We start from the raw sequence: 20573 nt of genomic DNA on the forward strand, positions 1-20573 counted from the left end.
CAGATCAGCCGAGGAGTTTTCAATGCTTTATGCGGTGCTTTGCTACAATGATGAAAGTGTCACGAGTGCCTGGAGCAAGGAGGAGGACGACAAGGTCATGCGCGATCTTACCGCCGTCCAGCGCAAGTATGTCGAAGCCGGCAAGCTCGGGCCGGTCGCGCGCCTCTTGCCGACGACGGCGGCGACCACGCTGCGCCACGCCACGGGCGAGACAATCGTCATTGACGGCCCCTTCGCCGAAACCAAGGAGCAGCTGCTCGGTTTCTACCTGATCGATTGCGGATCGCTCGACGAGGTCCTCGACTTCGCTCGCGAGCTGAGTTCCGCCAATCCGAGCTCGGGCTCCTACGAGATCCGCCCCCTCGCTCTCTTTAAGCCCGGTGAGCTTCCCTCATGACAGACACTGCCTGGATCGACCTCGCTCTCGTTTCCGCCCGGCCACAGGCGATGGGCGCGCTTCTGCGCTATTTTCGCAATCTCGACCTGGCCGAGGAAGCCTTCCAGGAGGCCTGCCTCCGGGCACTGAAAACCTGGCCGAAGAGCGGCCCGCCGCGGGATCCCGCGGCCTGGCTGATATTCGTCGGCCGCAACAGCGGCATCGACAAGGTGCGGCGCCAAGCGCGCGAGACGGCGCTACCGCCCGAGGAAATACTTTCCGACCTCGAAGACCGGGAGAGCGAGCTCGCCGACCGCCTCGACGGCTCGCATTACCGCGACGACATTCTGCGGCTGCTGTTCGTCTGCAGCAATCCGACCCTGCCGGCGACGCAGCAGATCGCATTGGCGCTCCGGATCGTCTCCGGCCTCTCCGTCAGGCAGATCGCGCGCGCCTTTCTTGTCAGCGAAGCGGCGATGGAGCAGCGCATTACCCGGGCCAAGGCGCGCGTCGCGGCGGCGGGCATTCCCTTCGAAACGCCCGATGCCGCCGATCGCGCCGAACGGCTCGCGGCCGTCGCGACGATGATCTACCTCGTCTTCAACGAAGGCTATTCGGCGATGAATGGCCCCGAGGGCGTATCGGCAGATCTCTGCGACGAAGCGATCCGGCTCTCCCGGCTGCTTCTCAGGTTGTTTCCGGCCGAACCCGAAATCATGGGACTGGCCGCGCTGCTGTTGCTTCAGCATTCGCGTGCCAGGGCGCGCTTCGATGCTCACGGCGCCATCGTTCTGCTCGAAGATCAGGACCGGCGGCTATGGAACAAGGGAATGATCACCGAGGCGCTCGCGATGATCGACAAGGCCATGCGCCACCGCCGCCCCGGCCCCTATCAGGTCCAGGCGGCCATTGCGGCGCTTCATGCCCGCGCCGAGCGTCCCGAGTTGACGGACTGGGAGGAAATCGACCTGCTCTATCAGGCGCTCGAACGCCTGCAACCGTCGCCCGTCGTCACTCTCAATCGCGCCGTCGCAGTGTCGAAGCGCGAGGGACCGGAAGCGGCCTTGGCATTGGTCGAGCCGCTTGGCGAAAGGCTCTCGGGCTATTTCTACTATCACGGCCTGCGCGGGGCCCTGCTCAAGCAGACGGGACGCGTCGGCGAGGCGCGCATCGCGTTCGACCGCGCCATTGCACTTGCGACCAACGCGGCGGAGGCCGCCTATATCCGCATGCAGCTCGATCATCTTGCGGCAGAACCCGGTCGCCCCGACCTCGTCGCCGAAAAACAATAAAATTATCGGCTGTCGCTGTAGGAATGCGATTTTCCCGTTCGTCCTTGGACTGACACCACCACGGAGGAATAGCAAATGACTGCAGCGACCGACATCAAGCCCGCCGACGAGCGCGAACTGGTACTCACCCGTCTCATCGATGCGCCACGCGCAAAGGTTTACCGCGCCTTCACGGAGGCGGAACTCCTGAAGCAATGGTTTGCGCCCTTGCCGTGGACGATCACGGAAGCGGAGCTCGATGTGAGGTCAGGCGGTACCAACCGCTTCGTCATGCGCTCCCCGGAGGGCGAGCTCTATCCCAACCAGGGCGTCTATCTGGAGGTTGTTCCGAACGAGAAGCTGGTTCTGACCGATGCATATACCGAAGCCTGGAAGCCTTCGGAGAAACCCTTCATGACCGCGATCCTGACTTTCGAGGACGAGGGCGGCAAGACCCGCTACACGGCCCGCGCCCGCCACTGGAGCACGGCGGACCGGGAGGCCCACGAAAAGATGGGCTTTCATGAGGGCTGGGGCCAATGCGCCGACCAACTCGCCGCGCTTGTCGCAAAGCTCTGACACAAGCGGCGGTGGCCTACAGCGCCGTGCGTCTTTCAGACGCATAAAGGTCGCTGTAGAACTTTGAATTTACTGCATGTTTTGTCCTTGAATCGGCTCCGATTCAAGGAAACATGCCGCCGCCTTCCGCCCCGACATTGATCAAGGAGGTGAACCATGTCCGACATCGAGAAGAGAACCGACTCCATCGCGCAGATACGCGCAGTGATCGACGATTGGGTTGGGGCGATGCGCGAGAAGGATGCCCCTCGCGTGCTTGCCCACGGCACGGAAAATTGTCTCGTCTATTCACTGGCGCCGCCTCTCAAGGAGACAGCGGCGGGTGCTGAGGGCCTCGAGCAGTGGTTCTCGACCTGGAAGGGCTCGCTGGGCTATAGGCTTCAGGAGCTGGAAATCGCCGCAGACGGCGACGTCGCCTTCGCGACGGCGCTCACCCATCTCTCCGGCGAAAAGCTCGACGGCGAAAAGCCGGCGCTCTGGTTCCGCCAGACGCTGGGTTTGAGGCACACGGAGGAGGGGTGGAAGATCGCCCATCAGCACGAATCCGTGCCCTTCTACATGGACGGCAGCTTCAAGGCGGCGATCGATCTCGATCCAAGGTCAGAGATCGATTGGCAGGCGGCCTCGCGCCCGCCGATGGCCGGCGTCATCGCTTATCTCAACGTCCGGGATGCGAATGCCACGGCGGAATTCTACAGCCTTGCCTTCGGCGCCAAGGAAGTGGAGCGCAGATATGCCGAGGACGGCAAACGCCTCATCCACTGTCACCTGACGATCAATGGCGGTGCGCTGATGTTGAACGATCCGTTCCCGGAATTTGGTTACGCTTGGAAGCCGCAGGAGGGCGTCGTTCTGCATCTCGTCGTCGATGACGCGGATCTCTGGTGGAAGCGCGCCGTCGCCGCGGGTGCGGAGGTGACGATGCCGTTGGAAGTCGCCTTCTGGGGCGATTATTACGGGCAGCTTCGCGATCCCTTCGGCATCAGTTGGGCCATCGTCGCGCCGGTGAAAAAGGATTGAACTTACCGGGCTTGATGATTCCGGCCGACCAGTAGGCAACGTGCGAGACAGGGATCACCTTGTCCCGCACGAAACAAACTTGCAAAGCGAGCGCCGCAAGAGAGCGCAATTTTCGCCACTTATACACTACTCTCGCGGGCAACTTTACGATCCCTGCCGTGCGAGGCAATATGATCCTTTATTACCAAACCCATTCGCCCTTTGCCCGCAAGGCACTCGTTTTCGCCCACGAAGCCGGGCTTGCGAGCTGCCTTGAGGTCGTTCATCACGAAACGAGCCCGACACAACGTAACGAGCGGGTCTATGCCGAAAACCCACTTGGGAAGGTTCCTGTTTTGCTTCGCGCGGACGGGCCGGCAATCTTCGATTCCGATGTGATATGCGCCTACCTCGACACGCTTCACGACGGCAGGAAACTCATTCCTGAAAGCGGCGACGCGCGCTGGCACGCCTTGGTTCTGCAATCCGTCGCGCAAGGGCTGGCGCAAACGGGCATCAATCTCCGTTGGGAGACCGCGCGACGGCCGGAACGGCTGCGCTACGCTCCACTTCGCGACGGTTTCATCGAAAAAATCGAAGCCACCTATGACTGGCTGGAGGTCACGCTGGACCTGACGGCGCCGCTTCATGTTGGCCATATCGCTCTCGCGACGACCCTCTCCTGGATAGAGTTCCGCGACTTGCCGTCGTTTCGCGCTCGACCGACGCTAACGCGATGGTTCAATGAATTCGACCAAAGGCCTTCGATGCTGGCGACGCCGCTCTTCGGCGAGACACATGATTGACCTGTTGCATCCCGTCTCGTGTCAGCAGGCGAGGTCTGCCACGACCGCATCCAGGATCAGCATGCCGGCCGGCGTGCAGCGCAGCCGTGAATTGCCGAGCCGCTCGATGAAGCCGTGATCGATCAGGAACTGTTCGCGGTCCGGATCGGGGTCGCGGCCGGAAAGGCTTTGCCAGCGGGCCAGATCGACACCTTCCTTGAGCCGAAGACCCATCAGCAGGAGTTCGTCGGCCTGGGCTTCAGCGTCCAGCAGTTCGCGCTCGATCATGCCATGGCCATGTTCTTCGACGAGGCGCAACCATTCTTCGGGCTTGCGTTCCGTCGCTGTCGCCACTTTGGCGCCGCCGATCGTCAGCCGCCCATGGGCGCCGGGGCCGATGCCTGCATAGTCGCCATAGCGCCAATAGGTGAGATTGTGCCGGCTTTCCGCACCCGGCCGCGCATGATTGGACACTTCATAGGCCGGCATGCCGATCGCCGCGGTGATCTCCTGCGTCGCCTCATAGAGCGTCGCCGACTGTTCGCCATCCGGGACGACGAGCTTGCCGGCCTTGTGCAGCCCGTAGAAGGGCGTGCCTTCCTCGATCGTCAGTTGATAGAGCGAGAGATGGTCGACCGCATAGGAGACCGCCTCCTTCAGTTCTCGCTCCCAGTCCTCGACGGTCTGGTTCGGGCGGGCATAGATCAGGTCGAACGACATGCGCGGAAAAATTTCCCGCGCCAGCCGGACGGCCTTCAGCGCGTCCTCGACATTGTGCAGACGCCCCAGGAATTTCAGGTCGCGATCGTTCAGCGCCTGGACGCCGAGCGAGACGCGGTTGACGCCGGCGGCGCGGTAACCGCGGAAGCGCGTCGCCTCGACGCTCGACGGGTTGGCCTCCATGGTGATCTCGATGCCGTCAGGCACGTGCCAGTGAGCGGCGATGCCGTTAAGGATCGCATCGACGGTCGCCGGATCCATCAGCGAAGGCGTGCCGCCGCCCATGAAAATGCTGGTGACCGTCCGCGGACCGGAGAGTTCGCGGGCTTCCGCCATTTCCCGCAGGAAGGCCGTGACGAAGCGCGGCTGGTCGACAGGCTGATGGCGGACATGGCTGTTGAAATCGCAATAGGGGCACTTCGCCGCGCAAAACGGCCAGTGCACATAGACCCCGAAGCCGGGGTCCATGCCGTCACCGATCACCGAGAACGCGGTCACATGCATCGTCTTTATCTTTCAGGCGCCGAGGCAGGTTTCGGCGAACAGCTTGAAGGCGCGGGCGCGGTGCGAAAGGGCTTGGCTGTCGCCCGGCTTCCAGCCGTGCTTCTCTTCCGCGGTCATCTCGCCAAAGGTGGTGTCGTAGCCTTTCGGTTGAAAGACGGGGTCATAGCCGAAACCGCTCGTTCCGCGCGGCGGCCAGACGACCTGGCCTTCGACCTCGCCGCGGAAGAGCTCGACATGGCCATCCGGCCACGCGAGGCAGAGCACGGAGACGAAGCGTGCGGTTCGGCTCTCGGGCGTCATCGCGCCCTTCTCGTTGAGCGCCCTTTCCACCTTTTCCATCGCCATGGCAAAGTCGCGGCTACCGTCTTCGCGCTCGGCCCAGTTGGCCGTGTAGACGCCCGGCGCGCCATCGAGGGCATCGATCGCGAGACCGGAATCGTCCGAAAGCGCCGGCAGACCGGAGGCCCTTGCGGAGGCGAGCGCCTTGATTGTCGCGTTTGCCTCGAACGTCGTGCCGGTTTCCTCCGGCTCGACGAAATTGAGATCGGCGGCCGATTTCGCCTCGAAGCCGAGCGGACCGATCAGGTCGCGGATTTCGCGGATCTTGCCGGCATTGTGGCTCGCGACGACGAGCGCCTTGTCATCCAGTTTGCGCATTCTTTCTGTTCCATTCCGGCGGCTGCAGCCGCATTCAATCAATCGCCCAAAGGCCCGGCTCCGCGCATTCCAGGCTGTTGCCGGCCGGATCGCGGAAGTAGAAGGAGCGGGCACCGTTGGGCCAGCGGATATCCGCTTCGATCGCAACCCCGGCGGCTTCGAGCTTCTCCTTCCACGCGTCGAGCGCCTGTGCTGCGACCCGGAAGCACATGTGTCCCTTGCCCGTCGTCCCGTGCGGCGGCACCGGGAGCCCTCCCGCCGCAGGCGGCTTGACCGTCTCGGCGGGATTGAAGATCAGGAGTATGCCTGCGCCGCAGCGGAAGAACACGTGCCGATTGCCGGCGCGGGTGACCCGCTGCAAGCCGAGCACGGTGCCATAGAAGGCCTCGGCGCGGTCGAGATCCTCCGCGTAGAGCGCAGTTTCGAGAATACCTTCCAGCGCCGGGGTCAAATCTCGTCCTTTCGATCAGCCAGCGATTGCCTGCTTCTGCAGCGCAATGAGCTCGGCGATGCCGTTCTTGGCGAGTGACATCAGGCTTGCGAATTCCTCTTCGCTGAAAGGCTTGCCCTCGGCCGTTCCCTGGATCTCGACGAGGCCACCGCTGCCGGTCATGACGAAATTGGCATCCGTCTCGGCGGCGGAGTCTTCGAGATAGTCGAGGTCGATCACCGCCTGGTTGGCGAAGATGCCGCAGGAAATGGCAGCGACGTGGTCCTTGAGCACCCGCTCGACCTTGACCATGTTGCGCGCCTCCATCCACTTCAGACAGTCGTGGAGCGCGATCCAGGCCCCGGTAATCGAGGCCGTGCGCGTGCCGCCATCCGCCTGGATGACATCGCAATCGACCGAAATCTGGCGTTCGCCGAGCGCCGGCAGATCGACGACGGCTCTCAGCGACCGTCCGATCAGCCGCTGGATCTCCTGCGTGCGGCCGCTCTGCTTTCCGCTTGCCGCCTCGCGTTTCATCCGCTCGCCGGTCGCACGCGGCAGCATGCCGTATTCGGCCGTGACCCATCCCTTGCCGCCGTTGCGCAGCCATGCGGGGACCTTCTCCTCGAGGCTCGCGGTGCACAGCACATGCGTGTCGCCGAAGCGCACGAGGCAGGAACCTTCCGCATGCTTGGAAAAATTGCGCTCGAAGGAAACCTTGCGCATTTGGTCGGTTTTTCTGCCGGATGGCCGCATCGTCAACTCCTATTTTCTCTGCTGAGCCTTCTAGAGCATGGCGAACGCAAAGGGAACCGGCAGATATCGGCTGGGGGGATCGATTTTTCCCTTTTGCCATTGCCTGCGCGGGCCACTATATTTCCGCTGGATAGGAAAGACTGCTGCACGGAGTGACATGGTACTGCGCAATTCTGAAGCGAAGGAGATCGCGGCGGCGCTGGATGAGCGTTCCGGTGAAATCTTTCGCCGCATTGTGGAGACCTACCTGGAGAGCGGCGAGCCGCTCGGGTCTCGCAACCTTTCGAGGCTGCTGCCGATGTCGCTTTCGCCGGCTTCCGTGCGCAACGTGATGAGCGACCTCGAGCATCTCGGTCTCATCTATTCGCCCCATGTCAGCGCCGGCCGCCTTCCGACTCAAACGGGTCTGCGTTTCTTCGTCGACGCTTTCATGCAGGTCGGCAATCTTTCCGCGGAGGAGCGCGCCTCGATCGAACGCCAGGTCCGCCGGGGCGACCGGGACCAGCCGGTCGAGAGTCTGCTCACGGAGGCGAGCCAGATGCTTTCGGGCATGTCGCGCGGCGCTGGCCTCGTCATCACCACCAAGAGCGATCCGGTGCTGAAGCACGTCGAATTCATCCGGCTGGCGCCGACCAAGGCGTTGGCCGTTCTCGTCGGCGAACATGACCAGGTCGAAAACCGCATCATCGAGCTGCCGGCGGGCGTCACAAGCGCGCAACTGACCGAGGCCGCCAATTTCTTGAATGCCCATCTTGGCGGGCAAACCATCGCCGAGGTGCGCGCGCAACTGCAAAAGGTCAAGGCGACCGTACGCGGCGAACTCGATCTCCTGTCGCAGGACCTCGTCGAGCGAGGGCTTGCGATCTGGTCCGGCAGCGAGGGCGACGAAAAGCCGACGCGCCTTATCGTTCGCGGCCGTGCCAACCTGCTCGAGGGGCTGGAAGGGGCCGAGGATATCGACCGCGTTCGGATGCTTTTCGACGACCTCGAAAAGAAGGACAGCCTGATCGAACTGCTCGACCTCGCCGAGAGCGGCCCAGGGGTGCGCATCTTCATCGGATCGGAAAACAAGCTCTTTTCGCTCTCCGGCTCGTCGTTGATCGTCGCGCCTTATCGCGACAGCGATGACCGCATCGTCGGTGCCGTCGGCGTCATCGGCCCGACCCGGCTCAACTATTCGCGCATCGTCCCCATGGTCGATTACACCGCGCAGCTCATGTCGCGCCTGTCACGCTGAAGCGGCAATTACCGAGTAGCGGCATTCCGCCCTTGATTTTTCGCCCCCAAACCTCGATATCGGCTTCAAATCCAGACACCACCAGATCGAGCAACGCGACTTGCGCTTGCTTGGCGATGTCGAAGACAAAGTGAGATATTGCGGAGAACGTCATGACCGACGACACGAACAAACACGGACCTGAGGCGACTGCGGCAGAAGAACCTACAAACACCGCTGCGCCGGAGGCTGGGGAAGCGGTTGAGACTCCCGCGCACGCACCGGATCCGCTGGAGCTCGCCAAGGCGGAGAATGCGGACCTGCGCGACAAGTACCTGCGCCTGGCCGCCGAGATGGACAATCTGCGCCGTCGCACCGAGCGTGACGTCAAGGATGCCAAGGCCTATTCCGTCGCCGGTTTCGCGCGCGACATGCTGGCCGTGTCCGACAACCTGCGCCGCGCCCTCGATGCCATCCCGGCCGAAGCGAAGGAAGCCGGTGAAGCGGGTCTCAATGCCCTGATCGAAGGCGTGGAAATGACCGAGCGCTCGATGCTCGCGGCACTGGAGCGTCATGGTGTGAAGAAGCTCGAGCCGGTCGGTCAGAAATTCGACCCGAATTTCCATCAGGCAATGTTTGAAGTTCCGAACGCTGAGGTTCCGAACAACACGGTCGTCCAGGTCATCCAGGCGGGCTACGTCATCGGCGAGCGCGTGCTGCGCCCGGCCATGGTCGGCGTTTCCAAGGGTGGCCCGAAGGCTGCCGCGACTGAAAACGGGACGCCGTCGGCCTGACGCTGCCAACACGGCAAAGGGAAATTGAAACGCCACGCCTCTCTTCGGAGGCGTGGCGTTTCCTCATTTGGCCGACCCGCCAGAGCGGGATGAGGTAAAGTGTGGGCGGTTTTCCGCCCGCATCCCGCTCGACCTTATCAGAATCGACAAGCTCTAGGCAAAGAGCTGCCGGAGATGATCGTTGAGGAAGCGGCCTTCGGGATCGACCCGGGCGCGCAGCGCGCGAAAATCGCCGGCGCGCGGATAGAGCGCCGTTACGTCCTCGGCACCAAGGAAGTGCATTTTGCCCCAATGCGGTCGGGAGCCGTACTGGCGCAGGTTCGTGTCGACGTCCTTCAGGTACTCCCAGTAGTCGGTGCCGGGCTCGCCCGAGACCGACAGCGTGATCGAATCCTGCTGATAGAACGGGCTGATCCAGCCGGAATCGCCTGCCGTGAAGCGATATTCGATCGGATAGATGCAGGTCGGATGCTTTTCGAGCATTAGCTTTCGCACCGCCCGGACGGCATCCTTGCCGTGGGCGACCGGGACCGCGTATTCGAGTTCGTGGAAGTTGGGTATGTATTCGATCGGGTAGATTTCGGAGGAATAGGCGATTTTTTCGAACGTCTGCTCCATTGGCGGCCGGTCGGTGATGTCGATCACCTTCATCTCGCAGACATCGGAAGTCTTGCTGGTGGTCGAGACCGATGACGTGTCCGGCAGGCAATAGCAATGCCGGCTTTCGGGCACCGGGCACCAGAAGAAGCCGAAATGGCGGTGCTTGGCGGCAAGCTCGTCGTGCTGCTCCATGCACTCGTCGAAGTCGCAGCGCCAGAGTTTTTCATGCAGGTTGTAGGCGTCCATCGTCTGGAGGGTGATTTCGGAGATCACCCCGAGCATGCCGACGGAGACACGCGCGGCTTCCAGCAGGTCGGGCGTCGTCTCGTCGACGACGAGAACGCTGCCGTCGGGCTGGACGAGCCGCATGCCGACGATCTGCGATGCCATGTTGCCGAGTTTGGCGCCGGTGCCGTGCGTGCCTGTCGTCAGCGCGCCGGCAAGGGCCTGGCTGTCGATGTCGCCCTGGTTGATGAGTGAAAGCCCGCTCGATTTCAACACTTTGCCAAGCTGGTTGATCGTCGTCCCCGCCCTGACGGAGACCCGCTTGCCTGCCTGGTCGATGTTGACCACGCCTTGCATGCCGGAAAGGGTGAGCAGGAGCCCGCTCGTTGCGACCACAGGGGTGAACGAGTGGCCGGAACCGGCGCAGCGCACATTGAGCCCCTGGGCGGTTGCCTCCCGGACCATTTCAGCGAGCGCTGCTTCGCTCTCCGGCGCGCCCTTGTGGCGCACGATGCATGATTGGTTTCCGACCCAGTTGCGCCAGTGGCCGCCCGCCTGCAGCATTCCCGTCTCTCCCTCTTTCAGACTGCCGTGAAGCAATTGTCGACGAACAGATGCGTACCATTAACGAAGCTCGCCTCGTCGCTCGCGAGGAACAGCGCGGCGTTTGCAACCTCCATCGGGTCGCACATCCGCCCCTGTTGGGCGGCGATCGCCGCCTCGGACACGTCGACGCCGTATTTGCTCAGGCCCGCAATCTCGCGCTTGCCGTGGTCGGTCGCGATGAAGCCGGGGCAGACGGCATTGCAGCGGATGCCCCGGTCGCGGAATTCGACGGCGATCGCACGGGCGAACATGTGGCACGCGCCCTTGGTGGTGTCATAGAGCACCTCCATCGGCGTGGCCGCGACGGCGGAGATCGACGAGGTGCAGACGATGCTGCCGCCGCCCGCCTTGAGCATGCCGGGGAGAACCGCCTTGGTCATCAGGAACATGCTCTTGACGTTCACCGCCATCAACCGGTCCCACTCCTCCTCTTCCGTTTCGAGAAACGGGCCGACCGCAAGAATGCCGGCATGGTTGAAGAGCACGGTGATCGGACCAAAGGCGCTCTCGACGGCATCGACCGCGGCGGTGACCTCCGCGGACACGGATACATCGGCGGCGGCGAAGACGGCTTCGCCGCCCTCGGCACGAATGGCTGCCGCCACTTCTTGGCCCTTGCTCTTCGGCAGGTCGACGATGCCGACCTTGGCGCCTTCGCGGGCAAAGAGTTGTGACGCGGCCAGCCCGCATCCGCCGGCGCCACCGCTGATAAGGGCAATCTTGCCAGAAAGCCTGCCTGTCATCACGCCTCCCCTTTTCCGCCCGCCCGAGCCCGGCGCTGCAGGCGGGCCCATCATCGCATGTTTCGGGAATTATTGTTGACGAAGCGGGGGCTGTCGATATCCCATGGGGGATACGGGCGAGGGGGAACGCTTAGAGCGATGCTGGCAAGGGAATCGGCTGACATCTCCGCAATGATCAGGTTTATCGGAACGCCCGATTTCGGCGTGGCGCTTGACACCATGCTGCGCGCGGTCGCCGCTTTCGACCTGTCGGTCGTTTTCGCCTTTCCCTACGACGCGCGCCCAATCCTGCTGCACGACGGCTACACGCATGGGGTCTCGCCGCAAGCGTTACAGGCCTATCTTGGCGGCGCCTATCTGCTCGATCCGTTCTACGTCGCCTGCAACAACGGCCAGCCGGCAGGTCTGTGGCGGATGCGAGAGCTTGCGCCCGACCGGTTCTTCCGGTCGAACTTTTCGTCGTCGAGCGAGGTGCATCCCTGCGTGTCCATGGAGTCCGGATCATTGATCGAGGAGGTGGGCTTCGTCGTCCCGCTCGAAGACGGGATGCAGGCGACCTATTCGCTGATGCGCTGCCGCGATGGAGCGCCATTCAGTGATCAGGAACTGGAGCGGCTGAGGCTCTACGAGCCGATCGTGCGAGAAGCGATCCGGTCGAACTGGCGTCAAAGGGGCATGGCGATCGCAAGCGCGACAGGAGCCGGCTCCGACGCCATGGAGGGGGCCTTCGAGAGTCTTTGCGCCGACCGGCTCACCAGGCAGCAGCGTACGATCGTCCGGCTGATCCTGCGTGGCCACAGCAATGTCTCGATCGGGAAGACGATGAACATCGCCGAAGGCACGGTGCGGATCCACCGCAAGAACATCTATCGCCGCCTCGGCATTTCCGGCCAAGGCGCTTTGTTCCGGATTTTCATCGATCATTTGAACCGCCGTCAGCTGTATTGACGGCGGCCGTTCATGCCGCGTGCGAGGTCGTGTCGTCGTTGAGCAGCGTGTAGATCGCGCTGGCGGAATCACTCGCCCTGATCTTCGCGACCATGTCGTGATCGCGAAGCACGCGGGCAATGCGCGACAACGCCTTCAGGTGGTCGGCGCCGGCGCCCTCGGGCGCGAGCAGCAGAAAGACGAGGTCGACCGGCTGGTCGTCCAGCGCCTCGAAGTCGACGGGCGCGTCGAGCCGCGCGAAGATGCCGACGATCGAGGGAAGGTTGTTGAGCTTTCCGTGCGGAATGGCGATGCCGTTGCCGACGCCGGTGGAACCGAGCCGTTCCCGCTGCAGAATGACGTCGAAGATGTCACGCTCCGGAAGTCCGGTAAGTTTGGATGCTTTTGCCGCCAATTCCTGTAGGAGTTGTTTTTTCGAGTTGGCCCTCATGGCCGGGATAATTGCATTTTGATGCAGCAAACCTGCCAATGCCATTCTTTTGTCCTCGTTCGCCGGTTAGAGCCTGACAACATCATCACAAATGTGTCTTGGTGGCTCCAACCATCTTTATATCGGCGGTCACCATGCACAGAAAAGTCGGGCTTTTCCGGCTGTCCGCGTATCTGAGCGGCGGGGAATGCCGGCTTCCCCGACATTCCCCTGTCCTACTCATGCCTTGATATTGGCGGCGTCAATCCAGCCAATGTTTCCATCGTTACGCCGATAGACGATGTTGAGGTCGTCCTTGCCCGGGCTGCGGAACATCAGCACCGGTTCGTCCGTCATGTCGAGTGCCATGACGGCGCTCGCGACAGTCATTGTCCTCAACTGTTTCGTGCTTTCGGCAACGATGGTTGGTGCATAATCCTCCGGGACCTCTTCGTCCTCGTAGGGCACCGAGTCCATCACCGTGTAGGCCACTTCGGCGGCATTCGTCCCGTTGCCGTTGTGGTGGTCCTTGAGCTTACGCTTGTAGCGCCGGAGCCGCTTCTCGATCCGGTCCGAGGCCGCATCAAAGGCCGCCTGCGGCTCATTCGCCTGGCCATTCGCCTGCAAGACCACGCCCGTGTCGAGATGAAGTTTGCAGTCGGCGCTGAAACGCGATCCAGACTTTTCCACAGTGACCTGGCTTGAATATCCTCCATCGAAATATTTGGTAACCGCTTGGTCGATCTGCTCCCCGATGCGGGCGCGGAACGAATCGCCGATTTCCATCTGTTTGCCGGATACACGCACACTCATGGAGTTTCCTCTCTCGTTCGTGATTTGCGCGTCCAGTCTATTCCAAGCGCCTTCGTCATCCAAGCTTTTCACGCAACAGCGACGCATCCGCGCCGCGGTTCGGCCGCTCGGGAACCGCCGAAGTGGAGTAGGTCCTCGGCAATTGCGGCGCGCTCATATCGCTTGTGTCGCAGGGAGTCAATTGCGGGTCGCAAAAAATCCGCATTTGCGGTCAGAACGCGCGCCTGGGGCATCCCGCTTTCAAGTGGATCACCGAAAGCCGATGAGATGCTTTAGCATCAGGGTGCTAGAGCGTCCTTTGTGCGCTCATTTGAACGCACCGCGCTCTAGCTCTAGAAGCCGCCCGCCTTGGCAAGCGCTCGCTTTTCGCGGCGCCGCTGGACCGAGGAGGGGATATTCATCGCCTCGCGATATTTGGCCACGGTGCGTCGGGCTATGTCGACGCCTGCCTGCTTGAGAAGATCGACGATGTCGTCGTCGGAGAGCACCGCAGCTGCGCTTTCCTGCTGGATCATGGTGCGGATGCGGTGACGGACGGATTCCGCCGAGTGGGCGTCGCCGTTCTCGGCCGAGCCGATCGAGACGGTGAAGAAGTATTTCAGTTCGAAAAGCCCGCGCGGTGTCAGCATGTACTTGTTCGAGGTGACGCGGCTGACCGTCGATTCATGCATCTTGATCGCGTCAGCCACCATTCTGAGATTGAGCGGGCGGAGATGATCGACGCCGTTGACGAGGAAGCCATCCTGCTGGCGGACGATCTCGCTCGCCACCTTCATGATCGTGCGGGCCCGCTGGTCGAGACTGCGCGTCAGCCAGTTGGCGTTTTGCAGGCAATCACTGAGGAAGGCCTGGTCGGCGCTGTTCTTCCGGGTCCCGCGCGAAATCTCGGCAAAATAATCGTGGTTGACGAGAACCCGGGGCAGGGCGTCGGGATTGAGCTCGACCAGCCAGCTGCCATCGGATCCGGCACGCACGATAACGTCCGGAACGATCGCCTCCGTGACGCTCGTTTCGAAGCTGGTGCCGGGCTTCGGATCGAGCTTGCGGATTTCGGCGAGCATGTCGACGAGATCTTCCTCGTCGACACCGCAAATCTTCTTGAGGCTTGCGAAGTCGCGGCGTGCCAGGAGTTCGAGATTGTCGATCAACGCCTCCATCGCCGGATCGAGACGATCGCGTGCGCGCAACTGGATGGCAAGGCATTCGCTGAGCGTGCGTGCAAAGACGCCCGGGGGGTCGAATTGCTGCAGGCTGAGAAGCACGCGCATCACATCTTCGCCGGTCGCGCCGAGCCTGGCCGCCGTATCGGCGAGGTCTGCGTGCAGGTACCCCGCCTCGTCGAGCTGGTCGATGAGGTGCTGTGCGATAAGCCGGTCACCGGGGGCGGTCAATGCGAACGGGAGTTGTTCCAGGAGCGCGTCCCGCAAGGTTTTGCGGCTGGCGACGAAATCGTCGAGGTCGTATTCCTCGCTGCCGCCACCTTCGCCGCCGCCGGGCATCGACTTCCATTGACCAAGCAGCTCCGGTGCATCGGGGCGTTGCGGTGGCGTGTCGTCCGGGAAGACATTGGCGAAATCGGCGTCGAGCTGTTCACTGAGCCTCTCGCCCGGGCTTGATGTCGCACTGTCGTAAAGGTCACCCGGGCCGACAACCTCATCCGCCGCGCCAGAAGTGGGCGCCGGATCCTCTTGCGTGGAGCGGTCCTGGGTCGTGATCGCCTCGTCGCCTGTTTGAAATTCGAGCAGCGGGTTTTTTTCGACTTCCTGGGCTATGAACTGATTGAGTTCCAGATGCGTCATCTGAAGCAGCTGGATCGACTGCATCAGCTGCGGCGTCATCACCAGCGACTGAGACTGGCGCAGATATAGGCTGGCGGACAAAGCCATGCTGACGCGTAACCCCCGTCACGATCTCCGAAGGCCGTGTCCGCAGGTGGTCCTCGACAGGCCTTTCATTGCTGCATGGTTGCTTAAATCCTAGCCGATTTAAGGACAAAACCATGCAGCACCTCAAAGTGCGACAGCGTCGTTTGCGCGTCTGATAAGACGCGCGGCGCTGTAGTTGGCCCAAAAATTGCTTATCAAGGAGTTTTGGTCAAGCGCAGTTGCGGGCGGAAGCAGCGGATTCGCCCGCAATGTTGCCTACAGGCTGAAATTATCGCCGAGATAGAGGCGGCGGACATCCGGATTGGTGACGATGTCGTTGGCGCGGCCGTGCGTCAGAACCTCTCCGGCATGGATGATATAGGCCCGGTCAATGAGACCGAGGGTTTCGCGGACATTGTGGTCGGTAATGAGCACGCCAATGCCGCGCGAGGTCAGGTGTCGCACGAGTGCCTGGATGTCGGCGACCGAGATCGGATCGACGCCTGCGAAGGGCTCGTCGAGCAGCATGAAGGTCGGATCGGTGGCAAGCGCCCGTGCGATTTCCAGGCGTCGACGCTCGCCGCCCGACAGCGCGATGGCTGGCGATTTGCGTAGGTGCGTGATCGAAAATTCGCCGAGCAGATCGTTGAGCTTGCTTTCGCGTCGGTCGAAGTTCTTGTCGTGGATCTCCAGCACTGCGCGGATGTTCTCCTCGACGGTCAGGCCGCGGAAGATCGAGGCTTCCTGCGGCAGATAGCCGACGCCGAGACGGGCTCGGCGGTACATCGGCATCGTCGTGACGTCGTTGCCGTTGATCTCGATCGAGCCCTCGTCGACCGGCACCAGGCCGGTAATCATGTAGAAGCAGGTGGTCTTGCCGGCGCCGTTCGGACCGAGCAGTCCGACGGCCTCGCCGCGGCGCACGACGAGCGAGACCCCGTTGACGACGCAGCGCGACCGATAGGATTTCGTCAAGCCGCGGGCGATCAGCGTGCCGTCGTAGCGTGCCTTGTCGACCGCATGAACGGCGCTGAGGCCCGCCGACGGCTTTTTGACCCGTTTGCGTTTGTGAAGAAAAGGAATCTGCACGAGCGGTCTACGTCAGTTCTGCTTGCGGGACTGCGGGTCAAGTTGAATCTGCACGCGGCCGCCGCAGGCCTCGAGCTGGGCTTGCCCGGTGTCCATCTGGACGTTGAGCTGGCAGCCGACGAAAACGTTCTTGCCTTCGGAAAGCACGACCTTATCGCCCTTGAGGACGAGCGTCTGCTCAGTAAGGTTGAACGAGCCGCTGTCGGCGGTCGCCTGCTGGGTTCCGGAATTGAGGAACACGCGGTTGCTGACTTCGATCCGGTCGATATCGGCGTTGCCGCTCGACACCGTGGCGCCCTCGGTCGTCTTGTAAAAGACGGTCATGCTGCCCGCTTGCAGCGTGGTCGTGCCTTGGACGACCTTCACGTTGCCGGTGAAGATCGCCTTGCTCTCGGGATCCTTGATCTCAAGCTTGTCGCTCTCGATCTGGATCGGTTTGTCGTTCGAAAGCTGAAGGCCTCTCATCCGGCTGGAGGTGGCCTGTGCCGAAGCGCTGGTAACAATCATCAACGCACCGAGCCCGACAACCGCGAGACTGGTTGAAATTCTAAAAAAAACAGCAGGTTTGACCGACATGGGTGCACCAGGTCCTATTTTGCGTTCTTGCGGATGGCGCTCGGGTCGACATTGACCTTCACCATGCCCTCAAATGTTACAATACGTCCCTTATCTGTCATTCGCAGCGTCTGCGCAATGATCGAACCGCCGTTCATACTGATCGCGATCGGGCGCTTCGTTTCCATCTCGCCGGCATTGATGTCCAGATAGGCCGACTGAAAATCGGCGTTGACGCCATTATTCATGGAAATGGTGAACGGTGCGTTCATATCGAGCGTGTTGGCGCCGCGATCGTAAATGCCGCTTGCCGCATCCACCGTGGCGATCAACGTGTCGTTCACCGGCATCTCGGCGTGAATGGTTTCGAGCGTGATGAGGTCCGGGTTGGCGATGTCCTGCAACGCACGCTGCGCTTTCATGGAATAGCTGATGTCCTGCTTGTTGCGACCGGAAATCGCAGGATTCTGCATGACGATCTTGCCGTTCTCGATCGTTGCCGTCTCGAGTTGCAGCTCTTCCGGCAGGAAGGCGCGCACGAAGGAGACGGCCACGAAGATCATGGCGATCACGCTGGCGACAAGCGGTAATATGACCTTGAGGCGTCTCACCCGCGCGGAGTGCCGCGCCGCCGAAGCGTAGGCATCGGAGGAACTCGCGCCAGAATCGGCAAAGATTCCGGGGAAGCGTGCTTCGTTCAGCATGGAGAGGCCTGTCAGTTCCCTTGAGTCTCGGCGGATCAGGAGCATCCGCATTTACATACAACGGTGTAAGTCACGGCGAATATGGTTATTTTCTTGCCGTCCGACAATGGAGCGACAAAAACTTTGAAAGGCTGCGAAAAAAACGGTTGCGGCTTTTAACGGCCATCAACCGCCGCTATCTAATTTGCCGCGGCTCGCGCAGATAGCATGTTCCGTCGGAAACTGACAGAACCTCGAGCCAGGAAAACTCGAGCCAAGAAAACGGGAGAGACCCATGGACGAACTTGCCATAGCCGATCGTCGCAGCCTGCGTCGCAAGCTGAGCTTCTGGCGTTGGGCCGCTGCCGTAATCCTCGTGGGCGTGGGCCTCGTGCTGTATGCCTTCTCGGGCTGGAGCGAGGTGACCGGGCGCGCGCGCCACCACGTTGCGCGCGTTGCCGTCTCTGGCCTGATCCAGGACGACCGGGAGCTGGTCGAGCGGCTGGAACGCATCGCCGACAACGATTCAGTCAAGGCGCTCATCGTGACCATCTCGTCGCCGGGCGGCACGACCTATGGCGGCGAGGTCATCTACAAGGCGATCCGCAAGGTCGCCGCGAAGAAACCGGTCGTCTCGGATGTCCGCACGCTCGCCGCTTCGGCCGGATACATGATCGCGCTTGCCGGTGACCACATCGTCGCCGGAGAGACGTCCATCACCGGCTCGATCGGTGTGATCTTCCAGTACCCGCAGGTCAAGGCCCTGATGGACAAGCTCGGTGTGTCGCTCGAGTCGATAAAATCGCGACCTCTCAAGGCCGAACCTTCTCCCTTCCACCCGCCGAGCGACGAGGCGAGGGCGATGATCCAGGCGATGATCGACGACAGCTACGGCTGGTTCGTCGACCTGGTGGCCGAGCGACGCAAGATCCCGCGGCCGGACGCGCTCGCCCTTGCCGATGGCCGCATCTTCACCGGGCGGCAGGCGCTGAAGGACAGGCTCGTCGACACACTCGGCGGCGACGACGAGATCAGGGCCTTCCTCGCCAGCCGCAACGTCCCGAAGGGCCTACCGGTGGTGGACTGGGAGGGGCCGCGCGGAACATTGCCTTTCGGCCTCGGCGGCGCCGTCTCCGAGTGGATCAAGGCTTTGGGATATGACGCTTTTCCGGCGATGAAGGGACTCGAAAAAATCGGCGGCGAGAAGTTGTTTCTTGACGGTCTTCTTTCGGTTTGGCAGGTTGAGGGACAATAGGGAGACGGCGCCATATGTTGTCCTGAGCCGGAGGCTCGTTTGGCTCAGAGCGAGCGTTGTGGCGCCTGTTGAAGCCACGAAACAGACAGAAAAAGCAAAAAACCAAGGGGGCGACAGTGATCAAATCAGAACTGGTGCAGATTGTGGCCGCACGCAATCCGCATCTCTACCACCGCGACGTCGAAAATATCGTCAATGCGGTTCTTGATGAGATCACGGATGCACTGGCGGCAGGAAATCGTGTCGAGTTGCGCGGCTTCGGCGCATTCTCGGTCAAGAACAGGCCGTCGCGCTCGGGTCGCAATCCGCGCACGGGCGACTCCGTCTTCGTCGAGGAGAAATGGGTGCCCTTCTTCAAGACCGGCAAGGAACTGCGCGAGCGGCTCAATCCCGGCATGAACGGCAACGACGACGACTAGATCGTCTCGCTTTCAAATGAAAGCGCTGGAGTGTTCTTTGCGTTCACAGAACGCACCGTGCTCTAGAGCGATCCGCTTTCAAGTGGACTCACTGAAAGCGGATAAGATGCTCTAGAATCAAAGTGCTAGAGCGTCCTGTGCGTTCACTTGAACGCACGGCGCTCTAGATCGCGATAATTTCGGATCGATGGAGCGGGTGTAGTCTTTCCGGCGCACGAGAAAGGCTCCAAATCCTTGAACGTGGGCGTCGTGCCTTGCGAAAATCATCGCGGGTTTCGGGCCGATGCAACAGCCGGAGCGAATGCATGCTCAAGAAACTGATCAATATCGTTGTGCTCGTGCCCCTGGGGATCATCCTTATCGTACTGAGCGTTGCCAATCGTCAGGCGGTGACCCTGGCGTTCAATCCTTTCAATCCGGCCGACAGCGTGCTTTCCGTTTCGGCTCCATTTTTTGTGTTCCTGTTTCTCGCCGTCATCGTCGGGCTGATTCTCGGAGCCGGGGTGACCTGGCTCAGCCAGGGAAAATACCGTCGCCGTGCCCGCAACGAGGCGAGCGAGGCACTGAAGTGGCATCGTGAGGCGGAAAAGCACCGCAGCCAGGCCGAAAAGCTGGCATCGCAGACAACACTGCCTGCGCCGCAGAACTGATCCATCGTGTTTCGTATTGCGCGTGGCCGGCTTGTCTAGCTTGCCGCTTCCGCCGACCCGCTGACTGCCAGGTTGAAATCCGCAAAGAATTGTTGCGCCAGCTTCTTCGATGTCGAATCGATCAGGCGCGACCCGAGCTGGGCGATTTTGCCGCCGACCTCGGCCTTGACGTCATAGCGCAGCACCGTCTCATCGCCCTCCTCGACAAGCGTGACATCTGCGCCACCCTTGGCAAAACCGGCGATGCCGCCCTTGCCTTCGCCCGATATCGTATAGCTCTGAGGCGGATTGAGGTTGGAAAGCACGACGGTGCCATTGAAGGTCGCAGAAACGGGTCCGATCTTCACCTTGACCACGGCCGTCAGCTCCGTTGGCGATTTCATTTCGAGCGACTGGCAGCCCGGAATGCATCGCTTCAGGATTTCCGGATCATTCAAGTATTGCCAAACGGCGTCGCGCCGCGCCGCGATGCGTTCTTCGCCCGTCATGTCCATGCCTGTTCCTCCCGTCCTGCTCCAGCCTTCGATCTTGGCAAATCGGAAACGGCTTTGCCAAGAGCATCGGCAGTGCTATTTGCACGGTTTAAACGTGTCGTCCTCCCGAAGGAGGGTGTGAAGGGCCGGCTG

Annotated in this window: 25 protein-coding genes; 11 read left to right on the plus strand and 14 right to left on the minus strand. The window is 61.7% G+C overall.

Going from position 1 to position 20573, the window contains the following annotated elements; genetic code table 11:
* Positions 1 to 22 precede the first annotated feature (22 nt).
* From FKV68_RS02225 to FKV68_RS02245, 5 genes are all read left to right on the plus strand, one after another.
* Positions 23 to 397: a YciI family protein gene (locus FKV68_RS02225; RefSeq protein ID WP_180939925.1), complete on the plus strand. Its 375-nt coding sequence runs from the start codon at positions 23 to 25 to the stop codon at positions 395 to 397.
* On the plus strand, positions 394 to 1668 hold the full coding sequence (locus FKV68_RS02230; RefSeq protein WP_180939926.1) for an RNA polymerase sigma factor: 1275 nt from the start codon (positions 394 to 396) through the stop codon (positions 1666 to 1668). Before FKV68_RS02225 ends, FKV68_RS02230 begins: the two co-directional genes overlap by 4 nt.
* A gap of 75 nt (positions 1669 to 1743) precedes the next feature.
* Entirely contained in the window at positions 1744 to 2226 is a 483-nt protein-coding gene (locus tag FKV68_RS02235) for an SRPBCC family protein (protein ID WP_180939927.1), read from the plus strand.
* 156 nt (positions 2227 to 2382) lie between these two features.
* Positions 2383 to 3246, plus strand: a complete 864-nt coding sequence (locus tag FKV68_RS02240) for a nuclear transport factor 2 family protein (RefSeq protein WP_180939928.1) — start codon at positions 2383 to 2385, stop codon at positions 3244 to 3246.
* Between the two features lie 170 nt (positions 3247 to 3416).
* On the plus strand, positions 3417 to 4031 hold the full coding sequence (locus FKV68_RS02245) for a glutathione S-transferase (protein WP_180939929.1): 615 nt from the start codon (positions 3417 to 3419) through the stop codon (positions 4029 to 4031).
* A 21-nt stretch (positions 4032 to 4052) separates the two neighbouring features.
* On the opposite strand, the gene hemW is transcribed toward FKV68_RS02245, so the two are convergent.
* Genes hemW through rph form a run of 4 tightly spaced genes read right to left on the minus strand, consistent with a single transcriptional unit; the run spans position 4053 to position 7077 of the window.
* The gene (hemW, locus tag FKV68_RS02250) at positions 4053 to 5234 is read right to left on the minus strand and encodes a radical SAM family heme chaperone HemW (RefSeq protein WP_245181959.1); all 1182 of its coding nucleotides are present in this window, start codon (positions 5232 to 5234) and stop codon (positions 4053 to 4055) included.
* Between the two features lie 12 nt (positions 5235 to 5246).
* Positions 5247 to 5891 (minus strand): RdgB/HAM1 family non-canonical purine NTP pyrophosphatase, encoded by a 645-nt coding sequence (rdgB, locus tag FKV68_RS02255; protein ID WP_180939930.1) that lies wholly within the window; start codon positions 5889 to 5891, stop codon positions 5247 to 5249.
* Between the two features lie 34 nt (positions 5892 to 5925).
* On the minus strand, positions 5926 to 6342 hold the full coding sequence (locus tag FKV68_RS02260) for a VOC family protein (protein ID WP_180939931.1): 417 nt from the start codon (positions 6340 to 6342) through the stop codon (positions 5926 to 5928).
* A 15-nt stretch (positions 6343 to 6357) separates the two neighbouring features.
* On the minus strand, positions 6358 to 7077 hold the full coding sequence (gene rph / locus FKV68_RS02265; RefSeq protein WP_180939932.1) for a ribonuclease PH: 720 nt from the start codon (positions 7075 to 7077) through the stop codon (positions 6358 to 6360).
* A 157-nt stretch (positions 7078 to 7234) separates the two neighbouring features.
* Here rph and hrcA point away from each other — a divergent pair, with 157 nt between their 5' ends.
* Positions 7235 to 8314 (plus strand): heat-inducible transcriptional repressor HrcA, encoded by a 1080-nt coding sequence (hrcA, locus tag FKV68_RS02270; RefSeq protein WP_180939933.1) that lies wholly within the window; start codon positions 7235 to 7237, stop codon positions 8312 to 8314.
* Here hrcA and FKV68_RS02275 read toward each other — a convergent pair.
* Positions 8292 to 8468: a hypothetical protein gene (locus FKV68_RS02275; protein WP_180939934.1), complete on the minus strand. Its 177-nt coding sequence runs from the start codon at positions 8466 to 8468 to the stop codon at positions 8292 to 8294. The two genes, hrcA and FKV68_RS02275, sit on opposite strands and share 23 nt — an antisense overlap.
* On the opposite strand from FKV68_RS02275, the gene grpE reads away from it, so the two are divergent.
* On the plus strand, positions 8467 to 9087 hold the full coding sequence (gene grpE / locus FKV68_RS02280) for a nucleotide exchange factor GrpE (RefSeq protein ID WP_180939935.1): 621 nt from the start codon (positions 8467 to 8469) through the stop codon (positions 9085 to 9087). The two genes, FKV68_RS02275 and grpE, sit on opposite strands and share 2 nt — an antisense overlap.
* A gap of 153 nt (positions 9088 to 9240) precedes the next feature.
* Here grpE and FKV68_RS02285 read toward each other — a convergent pair whose 3' ends face one another.
* Positions 9241 to 10476, minus strand: a complete 1236-nt coding sequence (locus tag FKV68_RS02285; RefSeq protein ID WP_180939936.1) for a D-arabinono-1,4-lactone oxidase — start codon at positions 10474 to 10476, stop codon at positions 9241 to 9243.
* A 17-nt stretch (positions 10477 to 10493) separates the two neighbouring features.
* The gene (locus FKV68_RS02290) at positions 10494 to 11261 is read right to left on the minus strand and encodes an SDR family NAD(P)-dependent oxidoreductase (protein WP_180939937.1); all 768 of its coding nucleotides are present in this window, start codon (positions 11259 to 11261) and stop codon (positions 10494 to 10496) included.
* 171 nt (positions 11262 to 11432) lie between these two features.
* Between FKV68_RS02290 and FKV68_RS02295 the strand changes: the two genes are divergently transcribed.
* Positions 11433 to 12209, plus strand: coding sequence for a helix-turn-helix domain-containing protein (locus tag FKV68_RS02295; RefSeq protein WP_245181961.1), 777 nt, complete (start codon positions 11433 to 11435; stop codon positions 12207 to 12209).
* A gap of 10 nt (positions 12210 to 12219) precedes the next feature.
* Here FKV68_RS02295 and ptsN read toward each other — a convergent pair whose 3' ends face one another.
* From ptsN to lptC, 6 genes are all read right to left on the minus strand, one after another.
* Positions 12220 to 12684 carry a PTS IIA-like nitrogen regulatory protein PtsN gene (gene ptsN / locus FKV68_RS02300; RefSeq protein ID WP_180939938.1) on the minus strand — a complete coding sequence of 155 codons (465 nt, stop codon included), beginning with the start codon at positions 12682 to 12684 and terminating at the stop codon, positions 12220 to 12222.
* 174 nt (positions 12685 to 12858) lie between these two features.
* A complete protein-coding gene (gene hpf, locus FKV68_RS02305; protein WP_180939939.1) occupies positions 12859 to 13431 on the minus strand; it encodes a ribosome hibernation-promoting factor, HPF/YfiA family in 573 nt (190 codons plus the stop codon).
* 332 nt (positions 13432 to 13763) lie between these two features.
* Entirely contained in the window at positions 13764 to 15317 is a 1554-nt protein-coding gene (gene rpoN, locus FKV68_RS02310) for an RNA polymerase factor sigma-54 (protein ID WP_180939940.1), read from the minus strand.
* 255 nt (positions 15318 to 15572) lie between these two features.
* Positions 15573 to 16385 (minus strand): LPS export ABC transporter ATP-binding protein, encoded by an 813-nt coding sequence (lptB, locus tag FKV68_RS02315; protein WP_180939941.1) that lies wholly within the window; start codon positions 16383 to 16385, stop codon positions 15573 to 15575.
* A gap of 12 nt (positions 16386 to 16397) precedes the next feature.
* On the minus strand, positions 16398 to 16961 hold the full coding sequence (locus FKV68_RS02320; protein ID WP_180939942.1) for an LptA/OstA family protein: 564 nt from the start codon (positions 16959 to 16961) through the stop codon (positions 16398 to 16400).
* Positions 16962 to 16975: 14 nt separating this feature from the next.
* Positions 16976 to 17644 carry an LPS export ABC transporter periplasmic protein LptC gene (gene lptC / locus FKV68_RS02325; RefSeq protein WP_180939943.1) on the minus strand — a complete coding sequence of 223 codons (669 nt, stop codon included), beginning with the start codon at positions 17642 to 17644 and terminating at the stop codon, positions 16976 to 16978.
* A gap of 274 nt (positions 17645 to 17918) precedes the next feature.
* Between lptC and sppA the strand changes: the two genes are divergently transcribed.
* The 3 genes from sppA (at position 17919) to FKV68_RS02340 (ending at position 19947) form a co-directional block, all read left to right on the plus strand.
* The gene (sppA, locus tag FKV68_RS02330; protein ID WP_180939944.1) at positions 17919 to 18878 is read left to right on the plus strand and encodes a signal peptide peptidase SppA; all 960 of its coding nucleotides are present in this window, start codon (positions 17919 to 17921) and stop codon (positions 18876 to 18878) included.
* Between the two features lie 116 nt (positions 18879 to 18994).
* Positions 18995 to 19297: an integration host factor subunit beta gene (locus FKV68_RS02335; protein ID WP_136506735.1), complete on the plus strand. Its 303-nt coding sequence runs from the start codon at positions 18995 to 18997 to the stop codon at positions 19295 to 19297.
* 305 nt (positions 19298 to 19602) lie between these two features.
* Complete coding sequence (locus FKV68_RS02340; RefSeq protein ID WP_180939945.1) at positions 19603 to 19947, plus strand: DUF1049 domain-containing protein; 345 nt, start codon at positions 19603 to 19605, stop codon at positions 19945 to 19947.
* Positions 19948 to 19982: 35 nt separating this feature from the next.
* Here the strand turns inward: FKV68_RS02340 and FKV68_RS02345 are convergent, their stop codons facing one another.
* Positions 19983 to 20441 (minus strand): SRPBCC family protein, encoded by a 459-nt coding sequence (locus FKV68_RS02345; protein ID WP_180939946.1) that lies wholly within the window; start codon positions 20439 to 20441, stop codon positions 19983 to 19985.
* Positions 20442 to 20573: the final 132 nt, after the last annotated feature.

It is taken from the genome of Sinorhizobium mexicanum (genome assembly GCF_013488225.1).
Taxonomy (GTDB): domain Bacteria; phylum Pseudomonadota; class Alphaproteobacteria; order Rhizobiales; family Rhizobiaceae; genus Sinorhizobium; species Sinorhizobium mexicanum.

Coding starts and splice junctions, on each gene's coding strand:
- FKV68_RS02225 (WP_180939925.1), top strand. CDS start 23: ATGCTTTATGCGGTGCTTTGCTACAATGATGAAAGTGTCACGAGTGCC.
- FKV68_RS02230 (WP_180939926.1), top strand. CDS start 394: ATGACAGACACTGCCTGGATCGACCTCGCTCTCGTTTCCGCCCGGCCA.
- FKV68_RS02235 (WP_180939927.1), top strand. CDS start 1,744: ATGACTGCAGCGACCGACATCAAGCCCGCCGACGAGCGCGAACTGGTA.
- FKV68_RS02240 (WP_180939928.1), top strand. CDS start 2,383: ATGTCCGACATCGAGAAGAGAACCGACTCCATCGCGCAGATACGCGCA.
- FKV68_RS02245 (WP_180939929.1), top strand. CDS start 3,417: ATGATCCTTTATTACCAAACCCATTCGCCCTTTGCCCGCAAGGCACTC.
- hemW (WP_245181959.1), bottom strand. CDS start 5,234: ATGCATGTGACCGCGTTCTCGGTGATCGGTGACGGCATGGACCCCGGC.
- rdgB (WP_180939930.1), bottom strand. CDS start 5,891: ATGCGCAAACTGGATGACAAGGCGCTCGTCGTCGCGAGCCACAATGCC.
- rph (WP_180939932.1), bottom strand. CDS start 7,077: ATGCGGCCATCCGGCAGAAAAACCGACCAAATGCGCAAGGTTTCCTTC.
- hrcA (WP_180939933.1), top strand. CDS start 7,235: ATGGTACTGCGCAATTCTGAAGCGAAGGAGATCGCGGCGGCGCTGGAT.
- grpE (WP_180939935.1), top strand. CDS start 8,467: ATGACCGACGACACGAACAAACACGGACCTGAGGCGACTGCGGCAGAA.
- FKV68_RS02275 (WP_180939934.1), bottom strand. CDS start 8,468: ATGACGTTCTCCGCAATATCTCACTTTGTCTTCGACATCGCCAAGCAA.
- FKV68_RS02285 (WP_180939936.1), bottom strand. CDS start 10,476: ATGCTGCAGGCGGGCGGCCACTGGCGCAACTGGGTCGGAAACCAATCA.
- FKV68_RS02290 (WP_180939937.1), bottom strand. CDS start 11,261: ATGACAGGCAGGCTTTCTGGCAAGATTGCCCTTATCAGCGGTGGCGCC.
- FKV68_RS02295 (WP_245181961.1), top strand. CDS start 11,433: ATGATCAGGTTTATCGGAACGCCCGATTTCGGCGTGGCGCTTGACACC.
- ptsN (WP_180939938.1), bottom strand. CDS start 12,684: ATGGCATTGGCAGGTTTGCTGCATCAAAATGCAATTATCCCGGCCATG.
- hpf (WP_180939939.1), bottom strand. CDS start 13,431: ATGAGTGTGCGTGTATCCGGCAAACAGATGGAAATCGGCGATTCGTTC.
- rpoN (WP_180939940.1), bottom strand. CDS start 15,317: ATGGCTTTGTCCGCCAGCCTATATCTGCGCCAGTCTCAGTCGCTGGTG.
- FKV68_RS02320 (WP_180939942.1), bottom strand. CDS start 16,961: ATGTCGGTCAAACCTGCTGTTTTTTTTAGAATTTCAACCAGTCTCGCG.
- lptC (WP_180939943.1), bottom strand. CDS start 17,644: ATGCTGAACGAAGCACGCTTCCCCGGAATCTTTGCCGATTCTGGCGCG.
- sppA (WP_180939944.1), top strand. CDS start 17,919: ATGGACGAACTTGCCATAGCCGATCGTCGCAGCCTGCGTCGCAAGCTG.
- FKV68_RS02340 (WP_180939945.1), top strand. CDS start 19,603: ATGCTCAAGAAACTGATCAATATCGTTGTGCTCGTGCCCCTGGGGATC.
- FKV68_RS02345 (WP_180939946.1), bottom strand. CDS start 20,441: ATGGACATGACGGGCGAAGAACGCATCGCGGCGCGGCGCGACGCCGTT.